The organism is Tenacibaculum adriaticum (assembly GCF_008124875.1).
GTDB lineage: Bacteria > Bacteroidota > Bacteroidia > Flavobacteriales > Flavobacteriaceae > Polaribacter > Polaribacter adriaticus.
Genome location: NZ_VNIA01000002.1, coordinates 92603 through 115006, shown reverse-complemented (window position 1 = coordinate 115006; position 22404 = coordinate 92603). Strand labels below are relative to the sequence as shown.

Annotated in this window: 15 protein-coding genes; 4 read left to right on the top strand and 11 right to left on the bottom strand. The window is 30.5% G+C overall.

The features are described 5' to 3' along the window. Positions 1-163: 163 nt before the first annotated feature. The gene (locus C7447_RS05965; protein WP_148869611.1) at positions 164-1195 is read left to right on the top strand and encodes a Ca2+-dependent phosphoinositide-specific phospholipase C; all 1032 of its coding nucleotides are present in this window, start codon (positions 164-166) and stop codon (positions 1193-1195) included. Between the two features lie 125 nt (positions 1196-1320). Here C7447_RS05965 and C7447_RS05960 read toward each other — a convergent pair whose 3' ends face one another. From C7447_RS05960 to guaB, 4 genes are all read right to left on the bottom strand, one after another. After that, positions 1321-2178, bottom strand: a complete 858-nt coding sequence (locus tag C7447_RS05960) for a mechanosensitive ion channel family protein (RefSeq protein ID WP_148869610.1) — start codon at positions 2176-2178, stop codon at positions 1321-1323. Continuing rightward, complete coding sequence (locus C7447_RS05955; protein WP_148869609.1) at positions 2179-4884, bottom strand: DNA gyrase/topoisomerase IV subunit A; 2706 nt, start codon at positions 4882-4884, stop codon at positions 2179-2181. Positions 4885-5084: 200 nt separating this feature from the next. After that, positions 5085-6944 (bottom strand): DNA topoisomerase IV subunit B, encoded by a 1860-nt coding sequence (locus tag C7447_RS05950; RefSeq protein ID WP_148869608.1) that lies wholly within the window; start codon positions 6942-6944, stop codon positions 5085-5087. A 135-nt stretch (positions 6945-7079) separates the two neighbouring features. Beyond that, positions 7080-8555, bottom strand: coding sequence for an IMP dehydrogenase (gene guaB, locus C7447_RS05945; protein WP_148869607.1), 1476 nt, complete (start codon positions 8553-8555; stop codon positions 7080-7082). 189 nt (positions 8556-8744) lie between these two features. On the opposite strand from guaB, the gene C7447_RS05940 reads away from it, so the two are divergent. From C7447_RS05940 to C7447_RS05930, 3 genes are all read left to right on the top strand, one after another. Then, on the top strand, positions 8745-10043 hold the full coding sequence (locus C7447_RS05940; RefSeq protein ID WP_148869606.1) for an autotransporter outer membrane beta-barrel domain-containing protein: 1299 nt from the start codon (positions 8745-8747) through the stop codon (positions 10041-10043). A gap of 19 nt (positions 10044-10062) precedes the next feature. Continuing rightward, positions 10063-11157 carry an imelysin family protein gene (locus C7447_RS05935; protein WP_148869605.1) on the top strand — a complete coding sequence of 365 codons (1095 nt, stop codon included), beginning with the start codon at positions 10063-10065 and terminating at the stop codon, positions 11155-11157. A 93-nt stretch (positions 11158-11250) separates the two neighbouring features. Beyond that, complete coding sequence (locus C7447_RS05930) at positions 11251-12645, top strand: di-heme oxidoreductase family protein (RefSeq protein ID WP_148869604.1); 1395 nt, start codon at positions 11251-11253, stop codon at positions 12643-12645. 61 nt (positions 12646-12706) lie between these two features. Here the strand turns inward: C7447_RS05930 and C7447_RS05925 are convergent, their stop codons facing one another. The 7 genes from C7447_RS05925 to C7447_RS05895 all read right to left on the bottom strand — a co-directional run bounded on the left by C7447_RS05925 (position 12707) and on the right by C7447_RS05895 (position 22399). Continuing rightward, positions 12707-13426 (bottom strand): hypothetical protein, encoded by a 720-nt coding sequence (locus tag C7447_RS05925; protein ID WP_148869603.1) that lies wholly within the window; start codon positions 13424-13426, stop codon positions 12707-12709. Between the two features lie 223 nt (positions 13427-13649). Continuing rightward, positions 13650-16076, bottom strand: a complete 2427-nt coding sequence (locus C7447_RS05920) for a TonB-dependent receptor domain-containing protein (protein WP_148869602.1) — start codon at positions 16074-16076, stop codon at positions 13650-13652. Further along, positions 16051-17406 (bottom strand): HTTM domain-containing protein, encoded by a 1356-nt coding sequence (locus tag C7447_RS05915; protein WP_148869601.1) that lies wholly within the window; start codon positions 17404-17406, stop codon positions 16051-16053. Before C7447_RS05915 ends, C7447_RS05920 begins: the two co-directional genes overlap by 26 nt. A gap of 59 nt (positions 17407-17465) precedes the next feature. After that, a complete protein-coding gene (locus C7447_RS05910; protein WP_148869600.1) occupies positions 17466-18569 on the bottom strand; it encodes an imelysin family protein in 1104 nt (367 codons plus the stop codon). Positions 18570-18667: 98 nt separating this feature from the next. Then, positions 18668-19861: a DUF4856 domain-containing protein gene (locus C7447_RS05905; protein ID WP_148869599.1), complete on the bottom strand. Its 1194-nt coding sequence runs from the start codon at positions 19859-19861 to the stop codon at positions 18668-18670. A 105-nt stretch (positions 19862-19966) separates the two neighbouring features. Then, a complete protein-coding gene (locus C7447_RS05900) occupies positions 19967-21547 on the bottom strand; it encodes a bifunctional metallophosphatase/5'-nucleotidase (RefSeq protein ID WP_148869598.1) in 1581 nt (526 codons plus the stop codon). 30 nt (positions 21548-21577) lie between these two features. After that, positions 21578-22399 (bottom strand): hypothetical protein, encoded by an 822-nt coding sequence (locus tag C7447_RS05895; protein WP_148869597.1) that lies wholly within the window; start codon positions 22397-22399, stop codon positions 21578-21580. Positions 22400-22404 lie beyond the last annotated feature (5 nt).

The window sequence follows — 22404 nt, the reverse complement described above, 5'->3', positions numbered from 1 at the left end:
TGATGAGGCTTTTTTTATTCTGTACTAATTACTTTATCAATTGATATTCATCTCTGATTTCAAGTTTTTTTTTAACAATTAAATAAATAAACCATAATCCAATAGTTTTGGGGTTGCTTTTAAAAATCCGTAGAATTGTTTAATAACCTATAAAACATATCTCATGAAATTTTTAAAACCCTTCTTCTTTTTATTGTTAATATCTTTATTCATTCAATGCGAAAAAAATAGTGATGAAAATGATCTTAATACAGACAATATTGAATTAGAATCTCTTGACAATTTAGACAATATAACCGCTAATAAAGGCACAGGTATTTCTGTATCTGACCTTAATAATTTAAAATATCATCAAATAGTTTTTAAAGGATCTCATAATTCATATGAACGTAACGAATCCATTGGAGAACAACTTACCAGGTATGTTAAAAGTGATGGAAAAACCAGTGAAAATGGAAATTGTATGGGGGTAGAACTGGATATTTGGAGACATACAAGTTCATTCACACCAAATGGTGATATTAGTGACAATTTCTGGACCGTAAATCATACTAGTGGTTTATTTGGAGATAAACTTTCTAAATATTTAAATGAACTTAAACAATGGCATGATGGTTCTCCAGATCATTATCCCATTATGGTAAAGTTAGATATTAAAAGCACGGGGGGCGGATTCCAAAATTTCCATGATCAAATTGACACTTACTTGAAAAGATATTTAGGAGAAAATTTAATTTTTAAACCTAATACTTTATTTACTAACCCAAATGTAGATTTGGCTACTAATGTAAGTCAATATGGTTGGCCAAGTATTAATGAAATGAGAGGAAAGTATATTTTTGTATTAACAGGAAATGAAAGTTGGGGTGAAACCTATGCAGGTATTAACTTAAGAGACAGTCGCTTATGCTTTACAATGAAAGAGATGCCTGCCGACAGAGAAGATGTATACCCTCCAAACGGAGGCAATAAAGTTTTTTTTAATTTTCATATTTATAACAGTAATAAGGATAAATGGACTAAAAGCATTCCTCGTTTTGCTTCCAAAAATTATATCTCTAGGGTTTATATTGCTAATTCTCAAGACAATTTTGATAATAGTATTGGAGCCAAAGTAAGTTGTATTTCAACAGATAAAGTGAATAACCATGGATGGGCAATAGTAACTGATAATCATAAGTTTGACAAAAAGTAAACTCTAATGAATATAGATTTATACTTAACGTTTTCTAGTAGGTAACAAAATGTAAAGTAACCTCTCATGGGGCAACTTATTTTCGAAACCAATAAAAAAGCCTCATCGATTAATGAGGCTTTTTTTTATTCTATTTTTATTATTTTACTAATTGGTATAGGTAAATCAACACCTTCTTTAACAAAACGTTTATGAACAGCTTCTTTTAAAGCACATTTGTTTTTAAACTCTTTAAAAGGCTCATTTATCCAAACATAAGCACGTAAATGAATGTAACTTGTATGAATATCTATTACTCTAACATCTATTTGATCTTTAGTAGCTAATACATCTTCTGGTGTACGATTATCTATAACATTAGGCAGCTTTACAGCTTCTTCTCGGATTATTTTTCTTGCTAGATCTATATCAGCTTTTAAACCAACTTTAAAGTTATTAAAACTCAACACATGAGAATCTATAATAGTATGATTTAAAATAGACGCAGTACTAATTACCGAATTTGGTATAATTAATCGTTTGTTTTCAAAATTATTAATAACTGTATGACGCAGATTAATATCTTGTACAATACCTATACGTTCTTCATCTAATTTTATATAATCACCTACTCTAAATGGTCTAAAAATTACGATAAATGCTCCTGCTATTAAATTAGATAAAGCTGCCTGTGCAGCAAAACCAATAATAGCTGCTAAAATTCCTGCTCCAGAAAAGATAAATGAAGCTTTACTTCTAAAAGCTGGAACTGTTGAAATAATATAGAACACAGCAAAAACACCTACAAAAAACTTTACTGAGTTTCGCAAAAACTGAATACTTGTTCTACCAAATCGATCTGATTTTCTCGATTTAATAATAAGAACGATAATATACCTTAAAACCCTAGAAACAACCCAAGCAACAAAAGTAATTACTAGCACATAAAGAAGTACACTTTCTGGGGAATCTAACTTAGAAAAGTATTGTATGATATCTTGCATCTAAAATAATGTTGGTTGATCATCACTCGTATCTTTTTTCTTTTGAATAGATCGCTCTAAAGCTTTTTTAGCTTTTTCTTCTTTGGTTTCAAAGACTTTTTTAGATTTTGTTATTTCTGGAACATCTAAAGGTAAAACATCTTCTATCACTTCTTCATCATTTACTTCCATTTCTTCCGCTTTCTCTTTCTCTGGCTCTTCATATGGAAGTGATTCTAATAAATTAACCTGTTTAATCTTATCAGTTGTTAATTGATTACCTAAAGCTTTAATTCCTTTTACCGCAATAAACTCCTCAAAATTTACTTCAATTTTTTCTAAACTTCGCTTAGAGAAAATAACTTCTGCTATAGGGCGATAATCTGTAGCGATAATTTCTAACTTACTCTTATCGTGATCTGAAATAAAAACTTCCTCTTTTCCAGAAGTTTCAACAACAAAACGCTTAACATAATAACGTTCTTTTTCTCCATCAAAATAAATAGCTGATAAAGGTTTATTAGGTTTCCATTTTTCCAGTACAATCATATCATCTTCAAAATGCATTGCCAAATCTGGTGTTACCGCCTTAATCTTACCCGATTGTGTTGCAATGAGTATTTTATCTTCAGCTTTAAATTCCCCTAATAATTCTCCTCTATTATCAACATTTAAACGCTGAACAGTATCGTCAAACCAAATTTTACGTGGCTTTAAGGTTGAAACCCCAGCTTCTTTAAATTCAATTTTCTTTATTGAGTGTTTACTTACCAAATTACCTCTAACAGAACGTCCTTTAATTGCTAAATCTGCAAAATCTAAATCCCATTTTAGCTTTTTAACACTTCCTACAGCTCGTAAATTAATAGTTACTACTTCTGCTTCTCCATTTTGATTTGCTGTAAAATAAAGTACTTTAGATCCTTTACTTCCATTAGATAAATCGTATTCTTTATCACGAGTTACCCCTGTTACATTAAAACGTTTCATATAACTTGGTCCTTTAACGCCATCTTTATAAATCATATTATAAACTGTACGCTTGTCTCCCTTCTTAAATACAGCAACATGCATAATTCCTTTACCTACAAAAGTTTTAGCATCCACTTTTGTAACCATCATCGTTCCATCTTCTCTAAAAATGATAATATCGTCTATATCGGCGCAGTCAGTGACATATTCGTCTTTTTTCAATGAAGTTCCTATAAAACCTTCTTCTCTGTTTACATACAGTTTAGCATTACGCATTACAACTTTAGTTGCAACAATGTCATCAAAAATACGGATTTCTGTTTTACGTTCTTTTCCTTTACCGTAGGTGTCTTTTAATCGTTTAAAATAATCTATAGCAAACTCAATTAAGTTTGCTAAATAATTTTTTACTTCTGCTATTTTCTCTTCTAAACTTTCTATATGTTGTTTAGCCTTATCTATGTCAAACTTAGAAATCTTTTTAATTCTGATTTCTGTTAAGCGTACAATATCCTCTTCTGTAACTGCTCTCTTTAAATGTTTAATATGTGGTTGTAAACCTTTATCGATCGCTGCAATTACCCCTTCCCAAGACTCTTCTTCTTCTATATCTCGATAGATTCTATTTTCAATAAAAATACGTTCTAAAGAGGAAAAATGCCATTGCTCTTCTAATTCATTTAACTGAATTTCAAGTTCTCTCTTGAGCAAATCTACCGTAAAATCTGTTGATTTTTTTAAAATCTCAGTAACTCCAATAAAAATAGGTTTGTTGTCTTCAATCACACAGCATAATGGCGAAATCGAACTTTCACAATTGGTAAATGCATATAAAGCATCAATAGTAGTATCTGGAGATACATTAGGTGGTAAATGCACTAAAATCTCTACATTGGCCGCTGTATTATCTTCAATCTTTTTAATTTTTATTTTACCCTTTTCATTCGCCTTGATAATGCTATCAATTAATGATGAAGTTGTTGTACCAAAAGGGACTTCAGTAATTACCAATGTTTTTTTATCGAGTGCAGAAATTTTTGCGCGAACTCTTACTTTTCCTCCTCTTTTACCATCTTTATAATCGGTAAAATCAGCTATTCCTCCTGTTAAAAAATCAGGTAAAATGGTAAAATTTCTTCCTTTTAAATATTTTATAGAAGCATCTATTAATTCATTAAAATTATGAGGTAATATTTTGGTTGATAATCCAACCGCAATACCTTCTGCTCCTTGTGCCAATAACATTGGAAACTTTACAGGTAAATCTACAGGTTCTTTTCTTCTACCATCATACGACATTTTCCATTCTGTCGTTTTAGGGTTAAAAACAACATCTAATGCAAATTTTGATAAACGTGCCTCAATATAACGAGAAGCTGCAGCTCTATCTCCTGTTAAGATATTACCCCAGTTACCTTGCATATCTATCAGCAATTCTTTTTGCCCCATTTGCACCATCGCATCTCCAATAGAAGCATCTCCATGCGGGTGATATTGCATTGTATGACCAACAATGTTTGCTACCTTATTGTAACGACCATCGTCTAAATCTTTCATAGAATGCATAATGCGACGTTGCACTGGTTTAAAGCCATCTTCTATTGATGGTACCGCACGTTCTAAAATTACATACGAAGCATAGTCTAAAAACCATTCTTTGTACATACCTGTAACCTTCGTTATAGTTTCTGTATTTTCAGATTGGTTTTCGTTAGTTAATTCTTCGTTGTGTTCGTAATTGTTATTTTCTTCCATTAAGATTCTTCTTAATTTTTGTTATCTTAAATTGATAAAATCATTGATAGCGTAATAAAAAACATTGATAAGATTCCTAAATAAGATGAACGATTTAGTTTCATATTAAAAGGGCTTTCAAAATCAATCTTCAGAAAATTCACAACTATCATTTTTATTGATAATATCAATAATATTTTTCTGAGTTTATCCTTCATTTTTTATTCTTCCGTTGAGACCAAATCTAGTTCAACTTTAAGATTATTAATGATGAACTTTTGACGATTTGGGGTGTTTTTACCCATATAAAATTCTAACATCTGTTCGATAGACATTTCTTTATCTAACATTACAGGTTCTAATCGAATATCATCTCCAATAAAATGTACAAATTCGTTAGGAGAAATCTCCCCTAACCCTTTAAATCGTGTTATTTCTGGTTTACCACGTAGTTTTTCGATAGCATTTTTCTTTTCTTCTTCCGAATAGCAATAAATTGTTTCTTTCTTATTACGAACCCTAAATAAAGGAGTCTCTAAAATGTATAAGTGACCTTCTTTAATTACCTCTGGAAAGAATTGTAAAAAGAACGTAATTAATAACAATCGAATATGCATACCATCTACATCGGCATCGGTAGCAATTACAATATTGTTATAACGTAAATCTTCTAGTCCGTCTTCTATATTTAAAGCAGATTGTAGTAAATTAAATTCTTCATTTTCATACACGATTTTCTTCGTTAATCCGTATGAATTTAAAGGCTTTCCTTTTAAGCTAAAAACCGCTTGTGTATTTACATTTCTCGATTTGGTTATCGATCCACTTGCGGAGTCTCCCTCTGTAATAAATAACGTGGTATCTAAATAATTTTCCTTTTTAGTATCTCCAAAATGAATACGACAATCTCGTAACTTTTTATTGTGTAAACTTGCTTTTTTAGCTCTATCTCTTGCTAATTTTCGAATTCCAGATAATTCTTTACGCTCTTTCTCTGCCTGTAAAATCTTCTTTTGAAGTTTTTCTGCCGTTTCTGTATTCTTATGTAAATAGTTATCGAGTTGTGTTTTTACAAAATCGTTTATATAAGTACGAACTGTTGGTAAATCGCCTCCCATATCAGTAGAACCTAATTTTGTTTTGGTCTGACTTTCAAAAACAGGTTCCATTACTTTAATAGATATGGCAGAAATTACTGATTTTCGAACATCAGATGCTTCAAAATTCTTTCCGTAGAATTCACGAATTGTTTTTACGAACGCTTCTCTAAAAGCGGCTAAGTGTGTTCCTCCTTGTGTGGTGTTTTGCCCGTTAACAAACGAATGGTATTCTTCAGAATATTGTGTTTTACTATGTGTTATAGCTACTTCAATATCATCTCCCCTTAAATGAATAATCGGATACAACATATCTTCTTGATTGTTGTTGTCTTCCAATAAATCCTTTAACCCATTTTCTGAAAAATATTTTTCTCCGTTAAAAACAATTGTTAATCCAGGATTTAGATAAACATAATTTTTTAAGAGTTTAACAATATATTCTGGACGGTATTTATAATTTTTGAAGATTGTATCATCCGCAATAAAAGAAACCTTTGTTCCTCTTCTACGAGTTGTTTCCTCTACAGTTTCTTCGTTAGTAAGATTTCCTTTTTCAAATTCTGCAGAAGCCGATTTACCATCACGTGTACTTTCTACTCTAAAAAAAGTAGATAAAGCGTTTACTGCTTTGGTACCAACTCCGTTAAGTCCTACTGATTTCTTAAACGCACGTGAATCATACTTTCCTCCCGTATTCATTTTTGAAACTACATCCACCACTTTTCCTAACGGAATACCACGACCATAATCTCGTACAATAACTTTATTTCCTTGTACAGAAACTTCGATAGTTTTACCCGTTCCCATTACAAATTCATCGATAGAGTTATCGAGTACTTCTTTTACTAAAATATAAATTCCATCATCAGGTGAAGAACCATCACCCAATTTACCAATATACATTCCAGGACGCATTCTAATATGTTCTTTCCAGTCTAACGAGCGTATATTATCTTCTGTGTATTGTGTCTCTTGCGTCATAAAAAAGGTAAATTGAGGTACGTGCTAAAATACTATTTACAGCTAAAAACTCAAAACTCTGTTGAATTAGTTATCAACAGAGTTTTCTTTATTTTAAACAGTCTTTTGAAATAAATTATAAATGAATGAATTAACTTATCTACGACTATAATTTGGAGCTTCTTTGGTAATTGTTACGTTATGTGGATGGCTTTCACCTATTCCACTTGCCGTAAGTCTAACAAACTTTCCTGTTGTTTTAAGCGTTTCAACATCCTTTGCTCCACAATATCCCATTCCTGCTCTTAAACCTCCTATAAATTGATGAATACTTTCATATAAATCTCCTTTATAAGGTACACGACCTACAATACCTTCGGGAACTAATTTTTTAATATCATCTTCTACATCTTGAAAATAACGATCTTTAGAACCTTCTTTCATCGCTTCTATAGAACCCATTCCACGATACGATTTAAACTTTCTTCCTTCAAAAATAATCGTTTCTCCTGGACTTTCTTTTGTACCTGCTAATAATGACCCTAACATTACACAATCGGCTCCTGCAGCGATTGCTTTAGGAATATCTCCTGTATAACGAATTCCTCCGTCTGCAATTACAGGCACTCCACTTCCTTTAATAGCCGCTGCAACTTCTAATACTGCCGAGAATTGAGGAAAACCAACTCCTGCTACCACACGCGTTGTACAAATAGATCCTGGGCCAATTCCAACTTTTACAGCATCTGCTCCTGCTTCTACTAAATATTTTGCAGCTTCTGGAGTTGCAATATTTCCTACTACAACATCTAATTGAGGAAACTTTTCTTTTATTTCTTTTAAAACAGAAACAACCCCTTTTGTATGACCATGTGCTGTATCTATAATAACTGCATCTACACCTGCTTTTACTAAGGCTGCTGCTCTATCAACTGCATCTGGAGTTACCCCTAAAGCTGCTGCAACACGCAACCTTCCGTAAGTATCTTTATTCGCTATAGGCTTTTGAGTAACCTTAGTAATATCTCGAAATGTAATTAAACCAGAAAGCTTATAATTTTCATCAACAATTAATAACTTTTCAATTTTATTTTGTTGAAGAATTTTTTCTGCATCTTTTAATGAAGTTCCTACATGAGCAGTTACCAAGTTCTCACTGGTCATTACTTCTATAATTGGTCGGTCATTTTTATGTTCAAAACGCAAATCTCTATTCGTAACAATTCCTTTAAGAGTACCATTGTCATCTACAATTGGTATCCCTCCAATACTATGCTCTTTCATTAACGTTTTAGCATCTGCTACAGATGCTTCGAGTGTTAATGTTACAGGATCTATAATCATACCACTTTCTGCACGTTTTACCTTTCGTACTTCTTGTGCTTGTTGATCTATCGTCATGTTTTTATGTAAAACACCTATCCCTCCTTCTCTTGCCATGGCAATTGCCATAGCACTTTCGGTAACGGTATCCATGGCCGCAGAAATAATAGGCACATTAATCGTTATGTTTCGAGTAAATTTTGTTTGAATATTAACTTCACGTGGAAGTATTTCGGAATAGGCTGGAACGAGTAAAACATCGTCGTAAGTTAAACCTTCGCCTACTAATTTAGATTGGTGCGCATTCATATTGCAATCAATTGTTGTGTTGTTAATTAATTGCAAGCAAATATACTACAAATATCAAACTTATTACATTAAGTTTTTATTAATCTTTTTTATGTTAAAATTTATTTAAAATAAGTCTAAATAAATTTTGAAATTAATTAAAACTGTCTTTTTTTTGCAACTTAATTAGAATAAATCTAAATAAAAGTAATGAAAATAAAATTACTATTAATCTCCTTGTTATTAAGTCAATTTTTAATTTCTCAAAATGATATAGAAAAATTAAAACAAGAAATAAAAGCAGAACTAAAGGCAGAGCTTTTGAAACAAGATAGTATTGACAAAAAAAATAATAACATATTCAACAACTTTCAGCTAAAAGGATATGGCGTTGTTAACTATTATAATTATGACTGGGATACAGATAAAACAAAAAGAAATGCATTTGACACAGAGCGTTTAAACTTGTATTTAATGTATAATTTCAATGATAAAATACAATTAAAAGCTGAATTTGAATTTGAACATGGAGGAACAGGAGCGACCAAAGAGCTAGATATTTATGAAGAATTTGGGGAATATGAAAATGAAATAGAAAAAGGTGGTGAAGTTGCTTTAGAACAATTAAATGTATTGTTTAAATACAAAAAATGGTTAAATTTTAGAGTTGGGCGTTTAAAACTATACATGGGGAACGGCTCTAAACTTGATCGCCCTACTCAATATGTAACTGGATATCGTTCTCAAATGGAAAATACTATTTTACCTATGGGATGGTATGAGAATGGTTTTGAGATACTTGGTGATTTTGGTAATAGAAATCAATGGAGTTACAAACTATTTTTTGTAAACGGTTTAAATAGTGAGGAATTTAGTTCTGCCAATTGGATACTGCGAGGTCAACAAAAAAAGTTTGAGACTATTAATGCAGAAAGTATGGCCGTTTCTTTTCGTTTAGATTATAATTTATCAAACAAAGGATTTGTTGGGATTAGTGGTTACTTTGGTGACTCAAATAAAAACAGAACAAAACCCAAATTAGATAATGTTTCTGGAAATGTTTCTATTATCGATGCTCATACTAATGTAGACATGGGTGATTTCAAATTTAGAGGAATGTTTTTATATGGACATTTACAGAATTCTGATAAAATTTCTGATGCAAATAACAATTTACCAAACGCTTTAGAAGCTAAACGAACACCAGTAGCAAAAACAGCTTTAGGATATTATGCTTCAGCCATGTACAATATTCTTCCTCTTATAAGTCAAAAAACAACAAAACAACAATTATATCTTTTTACTAGATATGATTTCTATGATACTATGCATACAACTAAAGTAGGATATTTTGATAATCCTCGTTGGGAACGCAGTGAGATTACTTTCGGAGTCAATTATTTTATTACTCCAAAAATAGTTTTTAAAGGTCATTATGCCATTAACAGTTTAGGAACTAATCAAAAAGAACGTACATTTTTAACAGGAATAGGATTCAATATTAACTAATAATTTTAAATAATAAAAAATGAAAACAGTAAAAAATATTTTTAAAATTGCATTTATTACAGTATTTGCATTAACAACTACATCTTGTAGTGATGATGATCCAGTAACAACACCAGAAGCTGAAAGTTATAGTGAAAACATTAACAATATAGCGAGTAATGTTATTGTTGTAACATATAATGATTTAGCTACCAAAGGAAGTTTATTATTTGATGCTGCCACTGAGTTTAAAAGTGATAGAACAACTGCAAATTTAGATGCTACTAAACAAGCATGGCGTAGTGCAAGACAACCATGGGAACAATCTGAAGGTTTTTTATTTGGCCCTGTTGATGATTTAGGTATAGATCCTGCAATTGATAGCTGGCCTGTAAATGTTACAGACATGACTAATTTATTGAATGACACTACAAATGTTCCTACAATTACAGAAACAACAGTATCTCAGCAAGCTAATGAAGCTAAAGGTTTTCATTTAATTGAATATTTATTATGGGGTATAGACGGCAATAAAGAATTAGCTGATTTTTCTGATAGACAAATAGATTATTTAGTAGCTGCTTGTGAAAACTTAAAGATTAAAACTGCTGAATTAAGCAATGCTTGGGATGCTACAAGTGGTAACTATGTAGATAACTTTTTAACGGCAGGCCAATCAACTAACCAAGTTTATAGTTCTCAAAAAAATGCCATTTTAGATATTGTTACTGGTATGATTGCTATCGCTGATGAAGTAGGTAATGGTAAAATTGAAAATCCTTTTAATGGTAACAGTGGTGCGGGAGATGAAACACAAGAAGAATCTCGTTTTAGCCATAACTCTAAAATAGACTTTGCCAATAATATTAGAAGTATATCTAATACCTATCATGGAAAATATAATACTGATGGAAAAGGAATCTCAGATATCGTTGTTGAATTTGATGATGCTTTAGATGCTAAATTTCAACAAGAAATTACAGATGCTATTACTGCTATCGAAGCAATTCCAGGAACATTTACCACTGCTATTACTAATAATAGAGCTGCTATAGAGACAGCTCAAGAAAAAGTACAAACAGTACAGGTTACATTAGAAAGTGAAATTAAGCCACTTATTAATAATAATCTTTAGTTTTAATACAAACTAAATAATATATAAAGCTTGAGTGAGGAATCATTCAAGCTTTATGTATAAATTACAAAAACAACAAAACAATAACTAACAATGAAAAAGTTATTTTATATAACAATATCTTTTTTTTCAATTCTACTTAACATATCTTGTTCTTCAGATTATGATGAAACAACTGTAAAAAGTATTCCAAATTTATCAGAACGCTATAAAACAGGAGGTGAAACTACCGTTTTTGAAAACGGTTTTTTTTCTTTCGATAATCCTGCATCAAATTTAAATACTCAAAATTTAGAAACTCACTTAGCAGGAGATGCTCAGTTCGAACAAGCTTTTGTTACTGCTCCTGCAATAACAAATCCAGGACTTGGTGCTCAGTTTAATAATACTTCCTGTGTTTCTTGTCACCCAAAAGATGGTAGAGCTTCTTTTCCTAGCGATATTAATAGTTTAAGTGGTTTCTTTTTACGCACTAGCATACCTGGCACAAACCCACACGGAGGACCTAATCCTACTCCTGGTTTTGGTGAGCAATTACAAAATCAAGCCGTTTACGGTGTTACGCCTGAAGTAAAATTTCAGGTAGACTATCAAGACATGCCTGTAACTTTTAAAGACGGAACAACCGTTACCTTAAAAAAACCTATTTATAGCATAGCTGAATCATATATTGATTTTCCTTCAAATGCAATGTTATCTCCAAGAATTGGACCTCCTGTTTTTGGTTTAGGGTTATTAGAGGCTATTACAGAAGAAGATATTATTGAAAAACAAGATATTAACGATGCAGATGCAGATGGTATTTCAGGAAAAGCAAATTATGTTTGGGATGCATCTTCCCAAAGTATAAAACTAGGTCGTTTTGGATGGAAAGCCAATACTCCTACAATTTTAATCCAATCTGCTGGTGCATATAACAATGATATAGGAATAACTAATTATATTTTCTCCCAAGAAAGTAGTTTTGGACAAACAAATGGAGAACAAAACAATAATGATGATCCTGAAATTGCTAATGATATTTTAGACCAAGTTACGTTGTATTGTAGAACATTAGCAGTACCAGCTGCTCGGAATTTAGAAGAACCTGAAGTTGTAAGAGGATATGAATTATTCGACAAAGCAAAATGTTCTTCATGTCATACTCCTAAACATGTAACTGGTAATTTCACAGGGATTCCTGCTATATCTAACCAAACTATTTACCCATATACAGACATGCTTTTACATGATATGGGAGAAGGTTTAGCTGATGGTCGTCCAGACTTTTTAGCTACTGGAAAAGAATGGAAAACTCGTCCTTTATGGGGAATTGGACTTACTCGTATCGTAAATGGACATACAAACTTTTTACATGATGGTAGAGCAAAAAATATAGAAGAAGCTATTTTATGGCATGGTGGAGAAGCTGAAAACTCTAAAAATATGTATACAAATTTTTCAAAAAGCGATAGAGATGCTTTGTTAGCTTTTATCAATGCTCTTTAATCTTTATAATAAATACAAGCTGCTTCTTTAAGTAGCTTGTATTTAATTAAAATTTTCCTCATCAACAAATTTTATCATACTTACTTCTCCAAGCATATTCACTAAAGTTTTTACCAGATGAGATTCCATAAAATAAACTTAAACCTAGAGCTCCTTTCAAATAAAAAACAAACAACAAAAAGAAATAAGCGATACTAGTATGTTCTCTAAAAAAGAACGAATGCGTTGCTAATGTTAAAAGTAAGCTTGTAACAAAAAGTGAAATACCAAAGTTTCCTACATTTCTTATTACCCAATATTTAAACTTGCGTAAAGGATGCATATCATTACCCCATTTGTGAACCAGATAATAATAATCATTACTCATTGGAACAAAAAGCATTGGGTCATCCGCTTTTTTTAATTTGAATAAAACTGAAGGAGCAACAATTTTAAACCCATGAAGTTTTGTATTATGCTCTTTTTCTAATTGATGAATTTTGATAATTACTTCAGAAGGATAATCGCTTTTAAAATATTTTGCATCTAAAAAACGAAGTCGATAATCAATACAAATCTTTTTTATTTGATCAATATGAAAAATTGCATCAGTGTCTGTTTTATTAATATTGAATTGGTTTAATGTAATGTTATCCACTCTTTTTAACCGCTCTTCAGTAGAATTATATCTCTCGTCTACTTCAATAAAAATTTTTTGAACCCAGGCTAAAACGTCTACTTTTTTAAGTTTTTTATTTCGAACTCTTAATAACTTTTCTTGTAAATTGATCGACTGTAACATATTGATTTCCATTTATGTAAAAGTAATAAAAATCAAATTGCAAAAAACTTGTAATTAAAAAATAATTATTTAGAATTCTGTTTACTAAAATATAATTGCTATAGAATTGTTAAAACAGATGTTGAATAAGCAAATGTCATTAACACACTCGAAATCATTATTACATATTTCATTCAAGTAAAACCTAAACATTGTAATTTAGTTTAGAATTGGTAAAACTGATCTACAACTTTATTTCTAAAGTTACATACCAATTTCTTGGCGCTGAAGGAATAATTCCCGGACCAGGATAACCTGTTGCTCTTCTAGTAAAATAATGATTATCTAACATATTATTTACCCCTGTTTCGAGTTTAAAATATTTGTATTTGTAAGAAGCCGAAAAATCTAATACATCATAAGCATAAATTAATCCATTCACGCCACTTAAACTAGGATTAACCGAATTTGATGCATCTGTAAATTGTTCTCCTAAATAAGTATACTGAATACTCGATAAAAAGTTTTTATAGCCAAATTTTAATCCAGTTTTTAAGTTCATGTCTGGCACAAATTCAACTTGATTTCCTTTAACTGTATTTCTAATAGAACGTGTGTATTCTGATTGAATAAATGAAGCATTTATAAAATAATTGAAACTAAATTCATTACTAAAGTTTAGTATTTTTTTCAAATTAAAATCTACTAAACTTTCAACACCTAAGATTCTAGCATCTCCTACATTTGTTCTTTCTTGCACTACACTACCGTCAGATAATCCTTTTGCAACTAAACCGATTCTATTATTATAAAACAATCCAAAAACGCCAATGTCATAAGAAATAAAACCTTTGAAATTACCTCTTGCTCCTAAATCAGAAGTAAATCCTTTTTCATCTCCTAAAACTCCTATTTCAAAAGACGGATTTACAATGTTTAAATCTGAAAAAGTAACCGATCTATAATTTTGTGAAATATTAGCATAAAATTCTATAGCTGTTGAAGGTTTATAGCTAGCCCCTATTCCTAATAACACAAAAGAACGTTCATTATTTTCATCAGTAGCTATCGTTTCGTTTAAAATTACATTACCAGCCCCATCTAAGTTTATTTTCTTAAAATAACCATCACTTTGTGTTTTTATATATTCAAAACGAGCACCTGGTGTTATTGATAGTTTATTGTTTAAATAAATAATATTTTCTCCAAAAACTGCAATGTTTGTGTTTGGATTTTTATAGTTTGACTGTGATGTATAATTAGGAAATTCATCAAAAGAAAAATTAAAATTTGCGTCTGATTCATCTGAACCTGGGCCTTGCGCAGAAGTATTATTAGCTTTATAAAATTTAGTTCCAATTAAAAAAGTTGATTTTTTATTAAGTAAAGTATACGTATTTAAAAACCGTGTTTCAAAACCAAAATTTTTATAATCTCCTTTAATTAAATCTCTTACTCCATTATTATCGGCTTGATTAACCCTATTTGTTCTAAAGCCTAAAGCTTTTCTTGTTGCATCTAACCCGAAGAAATTAAAAGTAAACTTTGCATCATCAGAAAAATTATGAGAAAATTTTAAGTTAAACAACAACCAATCTACTTTAAACCAGTTTCTTGGCCTATTACTCTGAAAAATATTCTCTTCAAACATAGCGTCCGTTAATCCTCCAGCTTGTTGTGCTAAATAATTTAAGTAAGTTACTTCAGCTTCTATTTTTGTTTTATCATTAAATTCATAACCTATATGTACAAAAGCATTTTTAGAACTAAATTCAGAATTTGGTCTAAATCCGTCTCCTTGTTTATAATTATAATAACTGTAATAACTTAGTTTATTTGATGTTCCTCCAACACTAGTAAAATTAGTATACAAATTGTTACTACCTAATGTAGAACGAGTTATAATTTCTAATGATTTATTAGGATTCGGCTTTTTCATCACAAAATTTATTAAACCACCAAATTGAGTTCCGTACTGTAGCGATGCCGCTCCTCTTATAACTTGAATTTCATCTAATGCTTCTGCTGGAGGTGTATAATAGCTTTCTGGATACCCCAATACATCAGCACTAATATCATATCCATTTTGACGAGTGTTAAAATTAGAAGTTCTGTTAGGATCTAAACCACGACCTCCTATATTTAATTGTAATCCGGCATCATCATTTTGAAAAATGTTTAATCCTGCTACCTGACTGTAAATTTGACGAGCATTGTTCGATGCTAATGCTGCTGTAGATTGACTTACCAAAACTACTTCTGTTTTTTTACCCGCATAAATAGCAGTTTGCTCTACATCTCTTAAACGTTTTAATTCAAAAACTTTACGTTTTTGCGCCTTAATTTCTACTTCTGATAATTCTTCAGAAAAAGAATTTAAAACGATATTATATTCTGTCTTATTTTCAACAGTAATTTTTTGTTCATTTAATTCATATCCATCTATAAAAAAAACTACTGAAAACTGCTTTTTATTTGTTTTAAACTCAAAGTGCCCTTTTAAATTTGTTGATGCTAACACATTACCTGAAGCATCAAAAACCTTAACTTTTTGCAACGCTTTTTTGTCTTGTGACGTTACATATCCTGATATTTTTGTTTGTGCAAAAATTGATGATGAAATCATCAATAAAAAAATAAAAAAACTATAATCCTTTAATTTTAATTTCATCTGTAAAAGGTAAAATCCAATCTTTATGTTTAAAACTTTCTCTTTGTTGGTATAAATCAACATTTGAGTCTATAAAGCGACTGCTTAAACGTCCGTTTAAAGCTACATAGCTATCTGTATAAACTTCAATATTTTTGTATCCTTTATTTGTATAATGATCTCCTAAAAAATGAGCATATTCTAAAATAAAATCAGGCTGAGAACTCATTTGCTTTTCCTGAAAAGAGCTTAAATAATCAGCATTATTGACGTAAAAACTTTCTTTTGTTACATCATCAACAATTTTAAAATTTGAATACCCTGCTTTTTCCATTAACATAACTCGCCAGGAAAAACGATAACCTTCTTCTGTCCAAAATAATTCTCCAGGATACAATAAATACCTCCATGGAAATAGAATTTGAATGAACAAAAATACAGTAATTACCCCAACTGAAAGTCTGTTTTTATACTGATAATTCTGAACTTGTTGTAATTTATCTGTTGAAACAGAAAACACCTTTTTAACCCAATTAATAATTCTTTCATGAAAACTAGTTTCAAAGAAAATTAAGGTAGAAACTATCATTATGAAAGGGAACATTCCTATCGGAAACAATACTCTTGTAAAAACATGAAAAAACATAACTAGAACAAACGCCAAAAGTCGAGTTCTTTTATATAACAATAAAAACGGAATGGTTAAATCATAAATAGCACCTCCCCAACTCATAACGAAATGAAACCATTCTTGATGCATGAAACTATTACCAATCAATGGTAAATCATATTTTGAAGGAAGCCAAATTTTAAGAGGCATTGCTCTAAATAACCAATCGGAATTTAATTTGGCTAAGCCTGCGTAAAAATAAACAATTCCTAATAGAACTTTAATACTATCAACCGTCCATTTGGGAATAGATACATATTCTTTTTTTCTAATAAAAGCATCTACCGAAATTCGAGCATTTGCTGGCAAAAAAATGAGTACAAAGCTTAGAATACTTATAAAATAGTAATGATTTAAATACGTGGTTTTATCCATCAATTCTATGTAAGTAAAACTTAAAAAGAAAGCGATAATTGCGAATCGATATTTAAATCCAAAAGCAACAAACAAAGCTGATAATCCACAGAAAATAAATAATAAATAAGTATAAATCCCCAATGGTTTTACCCATTCAAATCCGTAATAAGAAAAGAAAAATTTGGGTTGAATGTATAATTTTTCTACCCAACCATTATACCAAAAACGCACAATACTTAAAAACATCATTATACCAAATAAAACTCGAAAAACCGCTAATGAAGCGGAGTTTACTTGTTGTGATAAATAGTTTTTAATTAACATTTTTAATCATAAAAAAGCTGCCTGAAACCAAGCAGCTTTGTCGTTATATTTTATTAAGATTAATCTCCATCTGCATCTACATAATCAACACTTACATTAAAAGCTTGTAACATATCTACTTTTAATAAAACAACTGCTTTTTGTAATTCATCATAAGCCATTGTCATTTGATTATTATCTGTATTTATTTGCTGATAAAAATTATTATCTAACGTGTTAATTTGTGCTTTTGCTGTATTAAACTGATTAGTAATTAAGGTAACTAAATCATTTCTACCTAAATTCTCTAAATACGTTTTAAAACTCTCCCCTGTTGTAGATCCATTATAGGCTTTACCTGTAAAAACATTTTGAACAGCGGTTAGAGCCTCTAGCGCTAACTCTTTAGATATATTTTGTTTATAAAAAGCCTCTACTTTTTCTGGTAATGAATTGGTAGAAAAATTTCCCGCTGGTATCCCAAACTTGTTGGCTCTTAATCTTTTTTCATAATAAAAAATATAATCGTTTACAAATTTGTTTAAAGAGCTAGTTGCTGTATTTCCTGAAGATGTTATAAATGAATTTTTATAGGCTCCGTTCCAATCGTTTACAATAGCCTCAATAATCTCATCCATTTTAGCAACAATATCCGTAATATACTTTTTATAGTTAGCTGCATTTGCATCTGTAGTATATTTAACCAAAATTTCTGTATCGTTAGCCCCTATTCCGTATAATAAATAATCTAGTGCAGGAAAACCTTGAGCATCGTGATTATTAACATGATTCAAATCATAAGTACCATTAGCTATATTTGTTTCTACATCAGCAACTGTTAATGGATAGATATTAAAAAAGTATACAAATTGTAATTCTTCTGCTTTACCAATTTCAAACATTGCTACATGTTGCCATGTTTTATAAGCGTTGAACCAAGCTTGTCTTAACGCATCTAAATTTGTTTGATCTGGAGTTTGTGAAAATGTTTCAGCCGAAGATTTTAAGCCTTCTATTTTTGTTTTGAAATCAGCAAAAGCCGGAACAATAATATTATTAGCTAGGTTTGACAACATTGCTTCTCTATCAAAGTTATCAGTAGTACCAGAAGGACCATCAGAAGAACCAGAACAAGAAATTATAACAATAGATACTATTAGTAATGTGGCTATTTTTTTAAACATTTTTATTTCTATTTATTCTAAATAAAGTTGATGCAAATATAAAAAGTAGCTGTAAAAACAGCTACTTTTTAATGATTTATTTTTATTTAGAACAGATTTTAATTAGCTGCTTCAGCAACAGTAAATCCGTAGACAGAAGCAATTCTAGTTGAAATTTGATCTAATGCATCTGCTGAAACCGACCAAAATCCATTTCCATCCATTAAAACACCTAAGAAAGCTTCAATCTCAGCAACTGGTAAATGAGGTTGATTTGTACTAGCACTACGAGTAAAACGTAAAGATTGAATAAAACCAAAACCTTCAGATAAATCGTGGAAGGCAGCAGCTTTATCTGTACTTAAACTTTCTTTACCTGTTTGTAAATAATAAACAGCTCTTATCGCTATTACTTTAGAAACTGCCTCTCTAATAATATTTGCTTGTGCGTCTCTTACTTCATAGTCTTTAGCTACAATTGCAGCACGACCTAATTTAAATGCTTCATATATATCATTAGCAATTCCTGCAAAATCATCATCGCTATCTACACTATTAACATATTTATTTAAAAAACTATCTGCTCCTAAAACAGGAATTGTAGCATCAACTTCTGCACCATACAAATATCCATAAGCTTCATCCCACTTATGCTCCATTGTTGTATAGTTTTTATCTGTAATCAAAACATCATTATCATTATCAGAAACGTTAGAAGCTTCATCTAAAACACTTACACTTAAATAATTGTTCAAAATTTGATCAGTCATTAATCCTCCAATTAATGATTTAGCAAACGCTTGATTTAATTCTAACCCTTTTCCATTTACATAACGAGTAGAACCACCACCTGCTTCTTGAATTTTACCAGCAACTCCAACTTCTGCGTCTACGTCCCAATTTGGAAAAACTTCATCAACTTGAGCTGTAATCCAAGCTTCAAACTTAGCTTTAATAGCATTTGCTTCTGTTGTATTTGATGAAAAGTAATCTTTAGACGCTGCTGTTTTACTATGTATATTTTTTGAAGAAGCATTTAAATCTGCATCAGGGAAGTCATTAACACCTTCTGCATGAGCAAACATTCCATTGAGTGCTTCTGTAGTTTTTAAAGGATCTTTTAATGCAGAAACTAATTCTTCTGCCATTAAAATACGAGTAGTTTGACCTGAAAAACTTACAGTAGAACTTCCAGCTCTTTCAAACTTATATGTTGCTGGTGCAGTTACTCCTGTAGTTGGAGTATCGTCTTTTGAACAAGAAGAAAAAACTAATACTGAAACAGCTAACATTGAAAGAAATATTCTTTTCATTTTTATTTAGATTTAATTTTAATAATTTTCAGCAAATGTATTGAACAAATACTTTTTGCCCAAAGTTTATTTGGATTTATTTTAAATAAAAATAAAGGGTTTTCTTTATTGGTTTTTTAAATACTGAATAATAGCACGTCTAATATCGTAAGCTAATTCTTCTGGTTTTGGAATATAAACTTTAATAACTTCTGTGTTGCTTTCTTTTAAAAAAGGAATATCAAAACCTTTTATTAAGTAATCAGAAATAGCTACTGAATATGTTTTATTGTCTTCTATAGGTTTATTTTTTACTCGCCACTTCTCTCCTACTTTAGAAACATCATAATGTTGTAAGTATGCTCCTGTTCCTACTGCTTTAGCTCCATAATCTAAAACCTGATTTAGTAAGCTACCTTTTATATCAATCTTTAGTATTGATCCTCCATACGGTAAAACTCTAAAAATATCTACTGCATCAATCTCTCCTGTTAAAACATCATCAATACGAATTGATCCTCCATTAATCAACGCACAGTCCACTTTATCTTTATATGCAAAACTCATCGCCCTTGCTATTAATTCACCTATATTGGTTTGCTGAGATCTTACTGGTGTATCTCTAGCATCTAAAGGCTCTTTGGCTACATAGATAACTTCTTCTGGATTAGAAACTACTTCTTTTATTTTAGTTTTTAATATTTTTTGCCATTTATTAACTACTCCTCCTACTCTTTCATCATCTAAAATTGAATCATCTATAGTTTTTAATTCTGATTTCAATTTAGTATTCTTGGTTAAGGGATCATACTCAAATCTATGAATATAAACTGTTTTAGCATTTGCATCGGCTTTTGCAATTTTCACATTACCAATCGTTTCATAATTATTGGTATGTTCATGTCCTCCCATAATTAAAGGCAAATTGGGTAACATCTTTGCTATTTCTCTATCTTCTTCTATTTTTACATGTGTTAAACCAAGAACAACATCTACTTGATTCTTAATTTCATTATACGACCGTTCCGCTTCTATATAAATATCGTTATAGGTTACATAACTTCTCGGATTAGATGGTAAACAAACACTAATAAAACCAACTTTTAAAGAGTTTTTACCATTATAAAATTCTTGAATATAACTATCATTTAAAGCCTCTTTCTTTCCATCCTTAATTTTATGAAAATAATGGCTTTTTCCTTCTTTATTGTGTAATACATTAGCAGAAACCCATTCAAAATCACTTTCATTTAGTCGATTTTGTAATTGATTATAACTTAAATCAAATTCATGATTTCCAAAAGTAACTAAGTCAAAATTCATTGTATTCATCACTTCTACCATTTGTTTTCCTCTCACACGTTCTCCATCCACTTTTATGGTACCAAGCAAAGATGGATTTAAAAAATCTCCTGCCAATACCAACATTGTATTAGGATTTTCATTTAATAACTCTTGATGAACGGTTTCTACTCTAGCCATACCGCCATATTTTCCACCTTGTATTGGAGCTATTTCATAAACGTCATTTAATTGTAAAACTGTAAAATAAAATTTACCAGGTTCTTTTTTGAATAAATACCGTTCTTTTAATTTCTTAGATTGATTTGTTTTTGAAGAATTTTTTGTGATTGTTTTTGATGAGATTACACACGCAACGATAACAACCAATAACAGAATATACAATAATGATCTAAATAATTTCATGTATAAATGTTTTAACTTAATTTAGACAATCTAGTTTAGATATTTAAGTATATTTTTACGAATAATTTTCCTGTAATTAACTAATTCTGGGAATTGATAAAAGAAGTTCATTTTTTGCTCCGCCACAGTTTGAGGATCATCTACTTTATCACGAAAAACAAAAGCCGTCCAGCTTTCAACAATATCTTCTTCTGGACTTTCAGCAGCGTAATCTGTTAAAAAATCTGTGTAGTTTTCTTGATACAAACCATATAGTTTCTCAATACAACTTTTTTGTTCTGTAAAACAATACTTTTTTTGAATATGATCCCACTCTTTTAACAAACTACCATTCCAAAAACGAATAACAAACATATTAATATAACTATCTTTTAGCGCTTGCCCTTCAATAGTTAAGTAAGGCTCATTCATATCTACCTCTTTTTTTGTAGTAGGTATAATTTGAGTATTATTTAAGGTTAAAAGGTGACCAAATTCATGTACTAGAGTATAAATAGATTGATGTACACGCTCTCTGTTTTTCGAAGTGAAATCAACATCTGCAGGATCCAAAACTAATTGCCATTCTGTATTAGTCTTATTTAAAGCACCTAAAGCTCCTGTTTTTTCATCAACTCCATCAGATATTAATACGAGTCTTTTTATATATTTCTGAGTAAGTCTTTTTGGAAAAATACTATAAAATATATTCCAATTATATAAAGCTAAATCTGTTTTTTCAGCTTCATTTTCTATGAGTATTCCATTTTGAATTTTCCATGAGCCTAAATTTTCACCATCTCCAACCTCATTAAAGTTGTTTTGGGAAAAAATAGTTGTAAATAAAAATATTATAAAAAATTTAATCTTCATCTCAT